Raw genomic sequence first — 14,346 nt, forward strand, 5'->3', positions numbered from 1 at the left:
GCAGCGCCAGCAGGTACAGGCGAGCGCGCTGCGCGGCAGCGTCCGGCCACCTACAGCGGCGTCAACCGCCACAAGCCGTAGGGATTGGCGAACAGGTCGCCGGGCTGGAACTGCGTGCTGGGTTCGGCGTCGAGCCGGTAACGCGGCGCATCCTCCGCGACGGCGAAGGTGTGGCCCTCACGCATCTCCGGCGCCTCGGTGAACAGATACCAGGTGAAGGTGTGCAGCAGCGCGACCGGGTCGTCCGCTGCCTGCGCAGCGACGATCGCGTCCTTCATGCCGAAATGGTGCATGCCGCAGGAATGCACCTGCTCGCCGGTGAGGTTCAACACATACGCACGGTGGGCGCTGAAAAAGCGCAGGTCCGCGCACAGCTGGCGCCACGCCCCCGGCCCGTGCGCGACGCCGCTGCTCTCGACCTTCACGCCCAGGCCGCCGGCATCCAGCAACGCCGCGGCCGCCAGCATCATCGCCTCGGCACGCGCCCTGGAACCGCCATCGCCGATCAGGTACACCACCGAGGCATGCGCCTGGATGCGCGCCATGTCGTCGGAATCGAACCAATGTGGTCCGGCGGCCGCGAACGCGTCCGCCATGCGCGGATCGCGCGGCTCGTACTGCAGCTCGAACGCATCGCCGCTTTCCATGTGCAACAGGACCTGCCCGGCGAACAGGTAACCGCCGCTGTCGCGGGCGATACGCGCGAGCAGATCCGAGCGGTCCTGCCAGGGGCCGGGAATGCACAACACGATTTTCGGCGTTTCGATCAAAGTAGCGGCTCCTTGCCGTCAGTTGGCGGGCACGCTCGACCGGAAGGGCGACCGTCCGTCATGCAGGTTTGTTCGGCGCAGCACGCACCCTGCGCACGGTCCTCGGTTGTGACGACGCCAGATCTCTTCAGCATGCGCCGCTTCCGGCATGTCCGCGGATTCTACCCGGGTGCAACGCGCGACGTCCGCGCCAAGCAGTCACCGCCACACCTGAACGTGCTCGTGCGGGCCGGTCCCGACGACCGCGACGATGGCATTATCATGACGTGCACTCGCGTCTCACCGTGCCTGCCGGCGCGGTACGACCTGGGACCCGGACGCCACGCCGGCACGGCTTGGCGTCGATCCGCTGCCGAGGAACTGAACGTGAGCAAGATCCCGCCGCCGCAGACCGACAAGCCCGGCGTCCAGGCAACCGAATCGCCCCAGGCCGAAACTCCTGGACATCAGGGCGCCCCTGCGCCATTCAACGAACTGCAACGCCTCGCCTCGCTGAAGCGTTACCGGGTGCTGGACACCGATCCCGAGCAGGCCTACGACGACCTGACCACGCTGGCCTCGGCGGTCTGCAAGGCGCCGATCGCGCTGATTTCGCTGATCGACAGCGAAAGGCAGTGGTTCAAGGCGCGCGTGGGGCTGGAGGCGACGGAGACGCCGCGCGAACTGGCGTTCTGCGCGCATGCCATCCTGCAGCCGGACTACGTGTTCGAAGTCGGCGACGCGCAACTGGACCCACGTTTCGCTGGCAACCCGCTGGTCACCGGCGAGCCCGGCATCCGTTTCTACGCTGGTGCGCCGTTGGTGAGTTCCGACGGCATGCCGATCGGTACGGTGTGCGTGATCGACCGCATGCCGCGTGTGTTGTCCGAGGAAGAACGCAAGGCGCTGCAGTCGTTATCGCGGCAGGTGGTGGCGCAATTGGAGCTGCGCCAGGCGATGGCCGGCCTGGAACTGGAAAGCATGACCGACCCGCTGACCTCGCTGTGGAACCGCCGCAGCCTGGACCGCAAGCTGCACGCGGCGTGGGACATGCACATGCTGGACAAGACGCCGCTGAGCCTGCTGATGATCGACCTCGACCATTTCAAGAGCATCAACGACAGCTTTGGCCACCCGGCCGGCGACCAGGTGCTGGCGCAGGCCGCAGCGATCATCCGCGACAACGCCGGGCCCGGCGCGATCGCCGCACGCTTCGGCGGCGAGGAGTTCTGCGTGTTGTTGGCGGATACCGACGCGGCGCAGGCGCAACGCACCGCCGAGACGATCCGCGCAGCGCTGCAGGCAGCGGCATGGCCGCACCGGCAGGTCACCGCCAGCATCGGCGTCGCCAACGCCGACGTCGGCGACGGCAGTTTTCCCAACGTATTGCTGGCGCGCGCCGACCGCGCGCTCTATGTCGCCAAGCAGGACGGCCGCAACCGCGTGGCGGTGTTCGACGGCTGGGGTTGACGCAACGTCGCCCAATGCAGTCGCCGCGCCGCGCGTGCGGCCGCCGTTTGCGCCGGGCACGCGCTCGACCCGATTCTGCAAGGCGCGTGTCCGATCGGAGCCGCCGGCTCGCGCTCCGGTTGCACAGCCCGCACCCCACTCAGGTCAGCGGCGTCATCACGCCCTTGCGATAGGCCGGACGCTGCTGCAGGCGCGCGTACCAGTCCTGCAGATGCGGCAACGCCGGCCGTTCGATCGGCATCTCGAACCAGGCGTAGGCGAAGCTGCCCAGCGGGATGTCGCCCATCGCGAACTGCGCGCCCGACAGCCATGGCTGCTGCGCCAACGCCGCATCGGCCATGCCCAGCAGTTCGCCGCAACGCGCCAGCGCCGCGGCAATCTTGGCCGCGTCGCGCGCTTCGGGCGCGGTGCGCAGCGTGCCCCAGAACAGATCGCGGAACGGGACGGCGAAGGTCGACGTGGTCCAGTCCATCCACTTGTCGCCGAGCGCGCGTACGGCCGGATCCTGCGGATACAGCGTGTCCGGCGCATAGCGCGCGGCCAGGTAGCGCACGATGGCGTTGGATTCCCACAGCGCCAGGCCAGCGTCCTCGATCGCCGGCACCAGGCCGTTGGGATTCAATGCGCGGTAGGCCGGATCGGCGGTCTTGCCGAACGCGCCGCCGACCTCGATCGATTCGTAGGCCACGCCGGTTTCCTCGGCGCACCACAGCACCTTGCGCACGTTGCTCGAGTTGTGTCGGCCCCAGATCTTCAGCATGGTAGCGCTCCTGTCGCGAGCGCCAATTCTATGCCGCGGCGTCCGCGGCGGCGACGCCGATGCCTGCGAATGCGGCCATCGTGCCGCTGCCGCAATGGCGCGGATTCAGCCTTGGCGGGCCGGCGCGGCATCGCATCGACCAACAGGCAACCGTCGCCATCGGCATTCGCACACCCAACGCCCGCCCCTGCACGCGGCAGGGTCCAACGCTCAGTCGAACTGCAGGACGAAGCCGCCGCGCGCCGGCAAGGCCACCTCGACGGTTTGGGTCGGCCCCACGTCGATACGGCGGCTGGCCAGCCCCAGCGGGCCGTCGCCGTCGACGATCAGGCGTGCGCCGCGGCCGGCCACGCCCAGCTCCGCCAGATTCAGGCGCAGCGTGCGCGGTTGCGCATCGGCGTTGATGCCGGCCACGTACCAGCGCGTGCCGCCGCGCCGCGCGAACACCGCGAAGCGGCCGGGATAACCGTCCACATAGCGGCTGTCGTCCCACACCGCCGGCAGCTCGCGCAGCAGCGCACGCACCTCCGGCGCGGCCCTGTCCACAGCCTCCGGCGTCTCGGCGTAGTGCTGGATGCCGGACACGAACAGCACCGTCTCGGCCAGTTCGAAGCCCGGCGTGGTACGGCGCTGCACCCTGTCGTTGAGCTTGACCATGGCCAGCGGGGTGAAGTCCATCGGGTCGAACACGTTGCGCGCGAACGGCAGCATCGCCGCATGCGCCGGCACCTGGTCGGCGTTGGCCTGCTCGAAGGTGGCGAATTCCAGCCCGCGCACCGCCTCCATGGTCATCAGGTCCGGCCAGGTGCGCTGCCAGCCGCGCGGCAAGGTGGCGCCGTGGAAGTTGAGCATCAGCCCGTACGGCGCGGCGTCCTGCAGGATGTCCAGGTAGTAGCCGATCATCGACTGCCCGTCGCCGCCGAAGAAATCGATCTTCACCCCGGCCACGCCCAGCGCCTTGAGCCGTTCGAACTCGCGGATGCGGCTGGCGTGGGTCAGCATGCGGTCGCGCGGGGTCTGCGGCGCGTCGTTCCAGCTGCCGGCCGAGTTGTACCAGAGCAGGATGGCCACCTGCTTGCCGCGCGCGTAGGCGATCAGTTCGCGCAGCTTGTCCTCGCCGATCTGCGTATCCCACAGCGCATCGATCAAGGTGTAGCGCCAGCCCATGCGCGCGGCGAAATCGATGTAGCGCTTCTGCACCTCGAAGGTGGTGGCGCCGTCGCCGAGCAGCGGCCAGCTCCACGCCGCCTTGCCCGGCTGCGGCGGCGCGACCGGCGGCTTTGCGGGCGGATCGGCCAGGTCGGTACCGAGCGTGGACTCGGCGATGGTCTTCAGGCTGCCGACCGCGACGATGCGCCACGGCGAGCGCCACGGCAGCGCGAAGTGCGGATTGGCGGGTCCGCCGGGAAACACTTCGCGCGGGTCGGGCATGCCGATCGCGTACTCGCCGCGCACGTCGGCGACATCGCGCAGGCGGCTGCCGGCATGGCCGCGACCGAGCGCGCCCTCGCTAAGCAGGACCCAGTCCGCCTCATGCCGGAACAGCGCCGGATACACCCAGCCGGCCGCGAGCGGCGACGGCGTGCCGACGTCGACGTCCTGCAGGTAGTACTCCTCATAGGACGGATTGGTCCTGCCGAACCCGGTCTTGGCCGGCGACATCGGCTGCAGCCAGGCGCGCGTGGCGGCGGCGAAGCGGAACGTGGTGGCGTCCTCGCGCAGCTCGCGGATCTTCGGGTCGCGCTGCGGGAAGGCGTAACGGAACGCGACGCCGTCGTCGGAGACCTGGAATTCGATCTGCAGGCGCTCGCCGTTGGCGCCGCGCCAGGAGAACACGCGGCGGTTGGCGTGGTAGTCGTTGAGGCGCCGCTTGCCGGTCAGCAGTTCGTAACGATCGTGCACCGGCTCGACCGGCGACACCGCGAGCAGGCGCAGGCCCTTGGAGAAATCGGCATCGTCGCGGACCAGGCCCAGCCGCGAGCGCAGCAGCACCTCGCGGCCGTCGCGCAGCACGCGATAGTGCGCGCTGCCGGCGTCGTCCACGCTCACTTCCGCACGCAGCGTGGCGTCCGGGCTGAGCACGTCGCCGACCATGCGCTCGGCGGCCAGCACCGGCAGCGCGCACAGCAGCAACGCGCACGCCGCTGCGATCGTGGCACAGGCCCTGCGCCAGCGGCTCAGAACTGCGGGTTCTTTTCCCATACGGGCCTCGCTCGGCAATAGACCGCATAGCGCTCGTGGGCGATGCGGTAGAACGGCACCAGGGTGAGCGGGCCTTGCAGGCCGTCGGCCTCGAACACCTGCTCCTGGCCCTCGCGCTTGCGTGCCCACAGCTGCTCCGGCGCGAAGTAGACCGCCGGCAGCTGGCGGCCGACGATCCGGTTCAACGACGGCCGCTGGTCCGACACGTGCAGCTGCGCCGGATCGATGCCGTCGCTGCCCAGTTGCGCGGCCAGGACCAGCGGGCCGTACATCATCGCCTGCAGGCTGGGTTCGTCGGGCAGCGGCGCGGCATGCAGCGCCATCGGCAGGTCCAGTTCGATGCGGTCGCCGTCGGCGAAACGGCGCTCCAGCGCCAGGTAGCTGCCCGGAGTCGCCTGGATGGCCTGCGCCTTGCCGTTGATGCGCACACGCACGCCCTGGGTAGCCCAGTACGGAATGCGCAGGCGCAGCGTCATCTGCTGCGGACGCTTGCAGTGGAACTCCAGCGCGGTGCCTTCCTGCTGCGGGAACCGCGTGCGCTGCACGACGCGCATGCCGCGCTCGGCCCAGTCCAGCTGCGAGGCGATGAACAGGTTGACGGTGAGGCCGGCATCGTCGCGGAAGTAGATGCTGTCGTTGCTCTTGGCGAACTCCTCCACGCCGGTGCCGGTGCAGCACCAGAACGAGGCGAACGGCGTGTTGTAGAGCTTCCAGTAGCCGGCGTCCATCGGCACGAAATACATCATCATGCCGGCTTCGTCCTGGGTGCCCAGGCGCGCGTTGAACAGCACGCGCTCGTAGTAGTCCATCAGCGCCGCGTCCGGCTGCCAGGTGTACAGATGCCGGGTCAGCTTGAGCATGTTGTAGCTGCAGCAGCACTCGTGGCTGTGCCCGCTCAGGCGCCCGGCAAAGTGGTCGGGCTTGCCGAACAGTTCGAAGTCGCTGGTGCCGCCGGTGCAATAGGCATGGTGGCCGCTGACCGTGCGCCAGAAGAACTCGGCGATCTGGCGCTGGCGCGGCTCGCCATCGATCTCGTAGGCGCGCGCGGCGGCGACGATCTTCGGAATCTGGGTATTGGCGTGCAGGCCGGCCAGTGCGTCGCGCTGCTGCGCCAGCGGATCGAGCAGCGAGGGCTGCGCGTAACGCGCGGCCCAGCGCTGGTACTTGGCCTCGCCAGTGAGCAGGTACAGCTCCAGCAGCGATTCGTGCACGCCGCCGAACTCCACGCCGAGGATGCGCTGCCACTGCGCGTCGTCGAAACCGTCCATCCACGCGCCCAGCCAGTCGGCGAAGCCCTGCGCGGTGCGCAGCGCCTGCGCGTTGCCGGCATGGCGGGCCATGTCCAGGTGCCCGGCCAGGATCTTGTGCGCGGTGTAGATCGGCACCCACACCTCTTCGCGGCGGCCGAGCCGGTCGTAGAACGAGGATGGGTACGCGCCGATGTAGCCGTCAGCGCGCTGGCAGCGCGCCAGTTCGGCGACCAGCGCATCGGCCTTGTCCTTCAGCGCGGCATCGCCGGTGGCCGCGTACAGCAGCGCGCAGGCGGACAGGTAATGGCCACCGGCGAAATGCCCGCGGATCTCGCTATGCGGCGACTCCCAGCCGCCCAGCGGCTCGGCCTGCGCGTCCAGGCCAGCGGTCACCCGGAAATTGTGCAGCAGGCGGTCGTTGGGAATCGACATCAGGTAGCGGCGGTCGCGCTCGCGCGCCTGCAGGAACGGACCGTCGAGCAATTGCACCTGGTTCATCGCGAACGGCTGCTCGCGCAGTTGCACGACCGGCTGCCGTTTCGCGGCCACCGGCATCTCCGCCGCCGGCGCGCCCAGCGCCTCGCCTTGCGCCAACACGCCCAGAGCGGCCAGCGAGGCGCCGCCGTAGTGCAGGAACTCGCGCCGTGTGCAGGCCAGGCCTGGCGTTTCATGTTCGGTCATGCGTCCGCTCCTGCGTCCGGCGCGCGCCGGGTCAATAGCCGCTGCAACAGGCAGAACACCAGCAGCAGCGCGCCGATCACGATGCGCGTCCACCACGAGCTGAGCGTGCCGTCGAACACGATCAGGGTCTGGATCACGCCCAGGATCAGCACGCCGAACAGCGTGCCGATCACGTAGCCGCTGCCGCCGGCCAGCAAGGTGCCGCCGATCACCACCGCGGCGATCGCGTCCAGCTCCAGGCCCAGCGCATGCAGGCTGTAGCCGGACAGCATGTAGAACGTGCACACCACCCCGGCCAGCGCCGAACAGAATCCGCTGAAGGCGTAGACCTTGACCTGGGTGGCGGCCACCGGCAGGCCCATCAGCCGCGCCGAGGCCTCGCTGCCGCCCAGCGCGTACACGCAGCGGCCGAAGCGCGTGCTGTGCGCCAGCCACATGCCCAGCGCCACCGTGGCCAGGGCGATCAGCGCGCCGATCGACAGCGAGGCGCCGGCGCCGATCGGCACGCGGAACTGGGCGATGGCCACGTACAGCGCATCGTCGATCGGAATCGAATCGACGCTGATCAGGTAGCTGGCGCCGCGCGCCAGGAACATGCCGGCCAGGGTCACCACGAACGGCTGCAGCCGGTAGCGCTGGATCAGCAGGCCCATGAACGCGCCGAACAGCGCACCGAGCAGCAGCACCAGCGGGATCGCCGCCAGCGGCGACCAGCCATGGCGTTGCACCAGCGACGCCGACAGCACCGTGGTGAACGCGATCACCGCGCCCACCGACAGGTCGATGCCGCCGCTGAGGATCACCAGGCTCATGCCGACCGCGGCGATGCACAGGAAGGCGTTGTCGATCAGCAGATTGGCGAACACCTGCGGCGACAGGAAGCCGTCGTAGAGCACGCCGCCGGCACCGGCCATCGCCACGAACAGGGCCACGGTGATCGCCAGCGGCAGGCGCGCGCCGTGCAACAGCGTGCCGGCGCGGCGCAGGCCGCGTGCGTTCTGGATCGGCACACTGGTGGCGCTCATCGCTCCGCTCCCGACGCGGGGCGCCGCACCCAGCCGCGCACGCTGGCGCGGAACTGCGGCGACTGCAGCAGCATCACCGCGAACACCAGCAGCGCCTTGATCAGCATGTTGACCTGCGCCGGCACGCCAATGGCGTAGATCGTCGCGGTCAGGGTCTGGATGATCAGCGCGCCGATCAGGCTGCCGGCCAGGCTGAAGCGCCCGCCGTCGAGCAGCGTGCCGCCAAGGGTCACTGCCAGGATCGCGTCCAGCTCCATCAGCTGGCCGGCGTTGTTGGCGTCGGCGCTCTTGACGTTGGAGCTGATCAGCAACCCGGCCAGGCCGGCGCTGAACGCGCAGAACACGTACAGCAGCACCGCGATCAGCCGCGCCTTGACCCCGGCCACGCGCGCCGCGCGCGGGTTGTGCCCGATCGCGCGCACGAACAGGCCCAGCGCGGTGCGCCCCAGCAACAGCTGTAGCACCACGAACACCGCGGCGACCACGAACAGCGCGAACGGCAGGCCGAGCAGGAAGCCGTTGCCCAGATAGAAATACGGCGGGTAGTAGATGGTCAGGATCTGGCCGTCGCCGATCAGCTGCGCCACGCCGCGCCCGGCCACCATCAGGATCAGCGTGGCGATGATCGGCTGCATGCCGACCTTGACCACCAGCAGCCCGTTCCACAGTCCGCATGCGGCGGCGACCAGCAACGGGGCCACGATCACCGTCCACAGCGGGAAGCGGCTGTGTTCGCCGCCGCCGATCATCCACGCCGCCACCGTCGCGGCGATCGCCACCACCGCGCCGACCGAGATGTCCAGGCCGCGCACCGCGATCACCAGGGTCATGCCCATCGCCACCAGCGCCAGCGGCGCGGCGCGGTTGCCGATGTCCACCAGGTTGCCGTACAGGTGCCCGTCGCGCCATTGCAGCGCCAGGAAACCGGGATTCCACAGCCCGTTGCCGAGCAGCAGCAGCGCCAGCGTCGCCAGCGGCCAGAACAGCGGGTGGGCGACGATGCGCGCCGGCAGCCGCGCCGCGCTCGGCGATTGGGTGGCCGCCGCGCTCATGTCGCCGCGCTCCCGGCGATCAGTTCGAACACCGCGCGCTCACCGCAGCCGCCCGGCAACTCGCCGACCAGGCGTCGTTCGCGCAGCACCGCGATGCGGTCGGCGATGCGCTCGATCTCGGCGACCTCGGCGGAAATGAACAACACCGCCATGCCCTCGCGGGCCAGCGCCAGGATGCGGGTCATGATGTCCTGCTTGGCGGCGATGTCGATGCCGCGGGTGGGTTCGTCGAGGATCAACAACCGCGGTCGCGTCGCCAGCCAGCGCGCCAGCACCACTTTCTGCTGGTTGCCGCCGGACAGCAGCCCGACCGGCGTTTCCACGCTGGCGGTCTTGATGCCCAGCGCGTCCACGTAGCCCTGCGAGATGCGCACCTGTTCGGCCAGCGGCAGGAACCGGCGCAGGCCCATGCGCGCCTGCAGCGCCAGCACGATGTTCTCGCGCACCGACAGCTCGGCGACGATGCCGTCGGTCTTGCGTTCTTCCGGGCACAGCGCCAGGCCGTGGCGGATCGCGTCGGGCGGGCCGCGCAGCGTCATGTCATGGCCGTCGATAGACACGCGGCCGCAGTCGGCGCGGTCCAGGCCGAACAGCAGCCGCGCCAGTTCGGTGCGGCCGGCGCCGAGCAGGCCGGCCAGGCCCAGTACCTGGCCGCGGCGCAGTTGCAGGTCGACCGGATGCAGCTGGCCGCGCCGACCCAGGCCCTGCGCCTGCAGCAGCACCGGCGCCTGTTCCTGCGGCGCGGCGTCCACCGCCGTCGCAGCCGCGGCGGCCACGTCCAGTTCGCGCCCGACCATCGCCGCGATCAGCCGCGGCGCCGGCAGGTCCGCCGCCAAGTACTCGCCGACCAGGCGGCCGTTGCGCAGCACGCTGATGCGGTCGGACACCGCATACACCTGGTCGAGGAAATGGGTCACGAACAGGATCGCCATGCCCTGCTCGCGCAGGCCGCGCATGACCCGGAACAATTCGGCGACCTCGCCTTCGTCGAGGCTGGAGGTGGGTTCGTCGAGGATCAGCACCCGCGCCGACACGCTCAGCGCGCGCGCGATCGCCACCATCTGCTGCACCGCCACCGGATAGGCGGACAGCGTGCGGCGCACGTCGATGTCCACGCCCAGCCGCTGCAGGCACTCGCGCGCCTCGCGCTCGACCCGGCGCCAGTCGATGCGCCGCGGCCAGCCCTTCAACGGATAGCGGCCGGCGAAGATGTTCTCGGCCACCGACAGGTTCGGGCACAGGTTCACTTCCTGGTACACGGTACTGATGCCCAACTGCTGCGCCTGCAGCGGCGAGCGCGGCGCGATCGCGTCGCCGCCCAGCGCCATGCGCCCGGCATCGGCCGCCACCGCGCCGGTCAGCAACTTGATCAGGGTCGACTTGCCGGCGCCGTTCTGGCCCATCAGCGCGTGGATCTCGCCGCGGCGCAGGCACAGCGCCACGTCGTCCAGCGCGGCGACGCCGGCGTAGGCCTTGCTCAGTCCCTGCGCGTGCAGCACCACCGGCTTCATCGGCAGGCTCCGTCAGTACTTGCGCTTGGGCAGCTCGGCGGCGGCCTGCTCCTGGTTGAACACCGATTCCTCGACCACGATGCGCTTGGGCAGCGACTTGCCGGCCTTGACGTCGCGGATCGCCTGCACCAACTGCGGGCCGAGCAGCGGATTGCATTCCACGGTGACGTTGAGCTTGCCGGCCTGCATCGCCTCGAACGCGCCCTTCACCCCGTCGATGGAAATCACCAGGATGTCCTTGCCAGGCTTCAGCCCGGCTTCCTCGATCGCCTGGATCGCGCCGATCGCCATGTCGTCGTTGTGCGCGTACAGCACGTCGATGTTGCGTCCTTCCGACTTCAGGAACGCCTCCATCACTTCCTTGCCCTTGGCGCGGGTGAAGTCGCCGCTCTGCGAACGCACCACCTGGAAACGCGGGTTGGCCGCGATGACGTCCTTGAAGCCCTTCATGCGATCGATCGCCGGCGCCGAGCCGACCGTGCCCTGCAGCTCGACGATGCGCACCGGCTTGTCGCCGTCCTTCAACGGCGACTGCTCGAGCAGCCAGCGCCCGGCCTTGCGCCCTTCCTCGACGAAATCCGAGCCGATCAGCGTGGTGTACAGGCTGTCGTCGGAGACCTTGACCGCACGATCGGTCAACACCACCGGGATGTTCGCCGCCTTGGCCTCGCGCAGCACGGTCTCCCAGCCGGATTCGACCACCGGCGAGAACGCGATCACGTCCACGCGCTGGGCGATGAACGAGCGCAGCGCCTTGATCTGGTTCTCCTGCTTCTGCTGCGCGTCGGAGAACTTCAGCTTCATCCCCGCCTGCTCGATCGCCTGCTTCACCGACGCGGTGTTGGCGGTGCGCCACTCGCTCTCGGCGCCGACCTGGCTGAAGCCGACCGTGATCTGGCCCGCCTTGCCGGCCGCGTCCTTGCCGCCGCCGGAACACGCGCTCAACGCCGCGCCCAGCAGCACCGCCATCCCCAGCACCGCCGCACGCACACCTGACTTCTGCATAACCCCTCCTCGTTCGTTGCACGCTGGCGGTCGCGCGGCGCTCGGGCCGCGGCGGCCGCCCACCCTCCCAGGCAGGCGCGCGAGTGGATCGATCAGTTCATCCCGCGAATGTATAGGCCGTCTTGACCGTCGTATAGAACTCCACCGCATAGCGGCCCTGCTCGCGCGGGCCGTAGCTGGAAGCCTTGCGCCCGCCGAACGGCACATGCGGATCGACCCCGGCGGTGGGCAGGTTGACCATCACCATGCCGGCCTGCGCGTGCCGCTTGAAATGCGTGGCGTGCTTGAGCGAGCGCGTGGCGATGCCGGCGCACAGGCCGAATTCTGTGTCGTTGGCCAGCGCCAGCGCGTGTTCGTAGTCGTCGGCCGGCATCACCGCCGCGACCGGGCCGAACACTTCTTCGCGCGCGATGCGGTGCTGCGGCTGCGCGGCGATCAGCGCCGGGCGCATGTAGTGGCCCTGGTGCTCGCATTCCAGCGCGTCGCCGCCGTACAGCAGCTCGGCGCCTTCGTCCTGGGCGATGCGCACGTAGTCGCGGTCCTGCGCGAACTGGCTGGCGCTGGCGACCGGGCCGATGTCGATGCCGGGGGTCAGCGCATGGCCGATCTTCAGCGTGGCCAGGCGCTTGCTCACCCGGGCGATGAATTCGTCGTAGACCGGGCGCTCCACGATCAGGCGGCTGGATGCGGTGCAGCGCTGGCCGGTGGAGAAATACGCGCCGTTGACCGCGATCTCCACCGCCAGGTCCAGGTCGGCATCGGCCAGCACCACCAGCGGATTCTTGCCGCCCATTTCCAGCTGGATCTTCAGCCCGCGCGCAGACGCCTGCTTGAGCAGATGGTTGCCGGTGGGCACCGAGCCGGTGAAGCTCAGCGCGTCGATGCCGCGGTCCTCGACCAGCGCCTGGCCGACGCTGCGGCCGCTGCCGATCACCAGGTTGAACGCGCCGCTGGGCAGGCCGGCGCGACTGAGAATCTCGGCCAGCGCCCAGGCGCAGCCGGGCACGATCTCGGCCGGCTTGAACACCACGGTGTTGCCGTAGGCCAGCGCCGGGGCGATCTTCCACGCCGGGATCGCCAGCGGAAAATTCCACGGTGCGATGATGCCGACCGTGCCGACCGGCTCGCGGGTGATCTCCACGTCCACGCCGGGGCGGGTGGAGGCGAGCTTTTCGCCTGGAATGCGCAGCGCCTCGCCGGCGAAGAACTTGAAGATCTGCCCGGCGCGCGCGGCCTCGCCGATGCTCTCCGGCAGGGTCTTGCCTTCTTCGGAGGCCAGCAGCGTGCCCAGTTCCTGCTTGCGCGCCAGAATCTCGCTGCCGACGAAGTCCAGCGCGTCGGCACGCTGCTGCGGCGTGCTCGCCGCCCACTTGGCCTGCGCCGCGTTGGCCGCGGCGATCGCGCCGCGCACCGCGTCGGCATCGACGCTGCCGACCTCGCCGACCGGCGCGGACAGGTCGGACGGATTCTCGTCCGCGGCGATGTCGCCGCCAGCCACCCAGTGGCCGTCGATGTAGCTCTGGAACTGCTGACTCATGTCGTTCTCCCTCGCTCGGTTACAGCGCGCGCACGCCGCCCAGTTCGAACCCCGCCGCCACCCGCTGCAGCGGATTGACCAGCGCCGCGCCCAGGTCCGGCAGTTCGATTTCGAAGCGGTCGCCCGGCTCGGCCTGCACGCCGTCGGCGAAGCTGAGCGTGGCGGTGCCGAAGAAATGCAGGTGCACGTCGCCGGGCACGCGGTGCGCGGCGTACTTGAAGTGGTGGTATTCCAGATTGGCCAGCGAGTGGCACATGTTGGCCTCGCCGGTGACGAAGGGCTTTTCCCAGATCACCGCATCGCCGCGACGGATGCGGCTGCTGCCGCGCAGGTCGCGCGGCAGTTCGCCGCTGCGCAACTCCGGGCCCACCGCGCAGGCGCGCAGCTTGGAATGGGCCAGGTAGAGATAGTTCTGGCGTTCGGTGACGTGGTCGGAGAACTCGTTGCCGAGCGCGAAGCCGAGCCGGTACGGCACGCCGTCGGCGCCGATCACGTACAGCCCGACCAGCTCCGGTTCCTCGCCGCCGTCCAGGGCGAAGTCCGGCGACGGCAACGGCGCGCCGGGCGCGACCAGGATGCTGCCGTCGCCCTTGTAGAACCATTCCGGCTGCGCGCCGGGCTGGCTGTCGCGCGGGATGCCGCCTTCCACGCCGAGCTGGAAGATCTTCATCGAATCGGTGAGCGTGCCCTGATCGGCCTGCTGCTGCAGGTTCTGGTGCATCGCATCGCGGGTGGCGGCGCTGCCCAGGTGGGTCAGGCCGGTACCGGTGACGCGGCAGTGCGCCGGGTCCGGATGGGTCAGCGGCGACAGCACGCGCTGGTTCGCCAGCAGTTCGGCGTAGTCGAGCACGATGTCGCCGAGCTGATGCGTGGCGTAGTCGTCCAGCGTGGTGCCGGCGGCGAGCGCGGCGTTGGCCAGCGCATAGGTCGAGCCGACTTCGCGCAGCAGCCGCACCTGGGTGCCGTCCGCCGCCACCGCGCCCACGCTGGGGATGCCGGACTCGTCGAGCAGTTGGATCAATCGCATGAATCGGTCGCCTGTCGGGATACGAAAGAGCGGCGTGGCAGCACAGACCGCCGGTGCCGCGGATGCGGTTCTATTCT

Annotated in this window: 11 protein-coding genes; 1 reads left to right on the forward strand and 10 read right to left on the reverse strand. The window is 69.7% G+C overall.

The genetic code is table 11. From position 1 onward, the window contains the following. Window positions 1-50 precede the first annotated feature (50 nt). Window positions 51-770 (reverse strand): hypothetical protein, encoded by a 720-nt coding sequence (locus tag AB3X08_RS15245; RefSeq protein WP_369933610.1) that lies wholly within the window; start codon window positions 768-770, stop codon window positions 51-53. Between the two features lie 366 nt (window positions 771-1,136). On the opposite strand from AB3X08_RS15245, the gene AB3X08_RS15250 reads away from it, so the two are divergent. Further along, a complete protein-coding gene (locus AB3X08_RS15250; RefSeq protein ID WP_369933612.1) occupies window positions 1,137-2,219 on the forward strand; it encodes a sensor domain-containing diguanylate cyclase in 1,083 nt (360 codons plus the stop codon). A 139-nt stretch (window positions 2,220-2,358) separates the two neighbouring features. Here the strand turns inward: AB3X08_RS15250 and AB3X08_RS15255 are convergent, their stop codons facing one another. From AB3X08_RS15255 to araD1, 9 genes are all read right to left on the reverse strand, one after another. Then, the gene (locus tag AB3X08_RS15255) at window positions 2,359-2,979 is read right to left on the reverse strand and encodes a glutathione S-transferase family protein (RefSeq protein WP_369933614.1); all 621 of its coding nucleotides are present in this window, start codon (window positions 2,977-2,979) and stop codon (window positions 2,359-2,361) included. Window positions 2,980-3,189: 210 nt separating this feature from the next. Beyond that, complete coding sequence (locus tag AB3X08_RS15260) at window positions 3,190-5,181, reverse strand: glycoside hydrolase family 97 protein (RefSeq protein ID WP_369933616.1); 1,992 nt, start codon at window positions 5,179-5,181, stop codon at window positions 3,190-3,192. Next, window positions 5,157-7,112: a glycoside hydrolase family 127 protein gene (locus AB3X08_RS15265; RefSeq protein WP_369933617.1), complete on the reverse strand. Its 1,956-nt coding sequence runs from the start codon at window positions 7,110-7,112 to the stop codon at window positions 5,157-5,159. The genes AB3X08_RS15260 and AB3X08_RS15265 overlap by 25 nt, the downstream gene beginning before the upstream one ends. Next, window positions 7,109-8,137, reverse strand: coding sequence for a galactofuranose ABC transporter, permease protein YjfF (gene yjfF / locus AB3X08_RS15270; protein WP_369933619.1), 1,029 nt, complete (start codon window positions 8,135-8,137; stop codon window positions 7,109-7,111). Before yjfF ends, AB3X08_RS15265 begins: the two co-directional genes overlap by 4 nt. Next, window positions 8,134-9,189 carry an ABC transporter permease gene (locus AB3X08_RS15275; protein WP_369933621.1) on the reverse strand — a complete coding sequence of 352 codons (1,056 nt, stop codon included), beginning with the start codon at window positions 9,187-9,189 and terminating at the stop codon, window positions 8,134-8,136. Before AB3X08_RS15275 ends, yjfF begins: the two co-directional genes overlap by 4 nt. Beyond that, window positions 9,186-10,700, reverse strand: a complete 1,515-nt coding sequence (locus AB3X08_RS15280; protein ID WP_369933622.1) for a sugar ABC transporter ATP-binding protein — start codon at window positions 10,698-10,700, stop codon at window positions 9,186-9,188. The genes AB3X08_RS15275 and AB3X08_RS15280 overlap by 4 nt, the downstream gene beginning before the upstream one ends. A gap of 12 nt (window positions 10,701-10,712) precedes the next feature. After that, window positions 10,713-11,705: an ABC transporter substrate-binding protein gene (locus AB3X08_RS15285; RefSeq protein WP_369933624.1), complete on the reverse strand. Its 993-nt coding sequence runs from the start codon at window positions 11,703-11,705 to the stop codon at window positions 10,713-10,715. A gap of 97 nt (window positions 11,706-11,802) precedes the next feature. Continuing rightward, the gene (locus AB3X08_RS15290) at window positions 11,803-13,242 is read right to left on the reverse strand and encodes an aldehyde dehydrogenase family protein (RefSeq protein ID WP_369933625.1); all 1,440 of its coding nucleotides are present in this window, start codon (window positions 13,240-13,242) and stop codon (window positions 11,803-11,805) included. Window positions 13,243-13,261: 19 nt separating this feature from the next. After that, a complete protein-coding gene (gene araD1 / locus AB3X08_RS15295; protein ID WP_369933626.1) occupies window positions 13,262-14,269 on the reverse strand; it encodes an AraD1 family protein in 1,008 nt (335 codons plus the stop codon). Between the last annotated feature and the right edge of the window lie 77 nt (window positions 14,270-14,346).

It is taken from the genome of Xanthomonas sp. DAR 34887 (assembly GCF_041245805.1).
Taxonomy (GTDB): Bacteria; Pseudomonadota; Gammaproteobacteria; order Xanthomonadales; family Xanthomonadaceae; genus Xanthomonas_A; species Xanthomonas_A tesorieronis.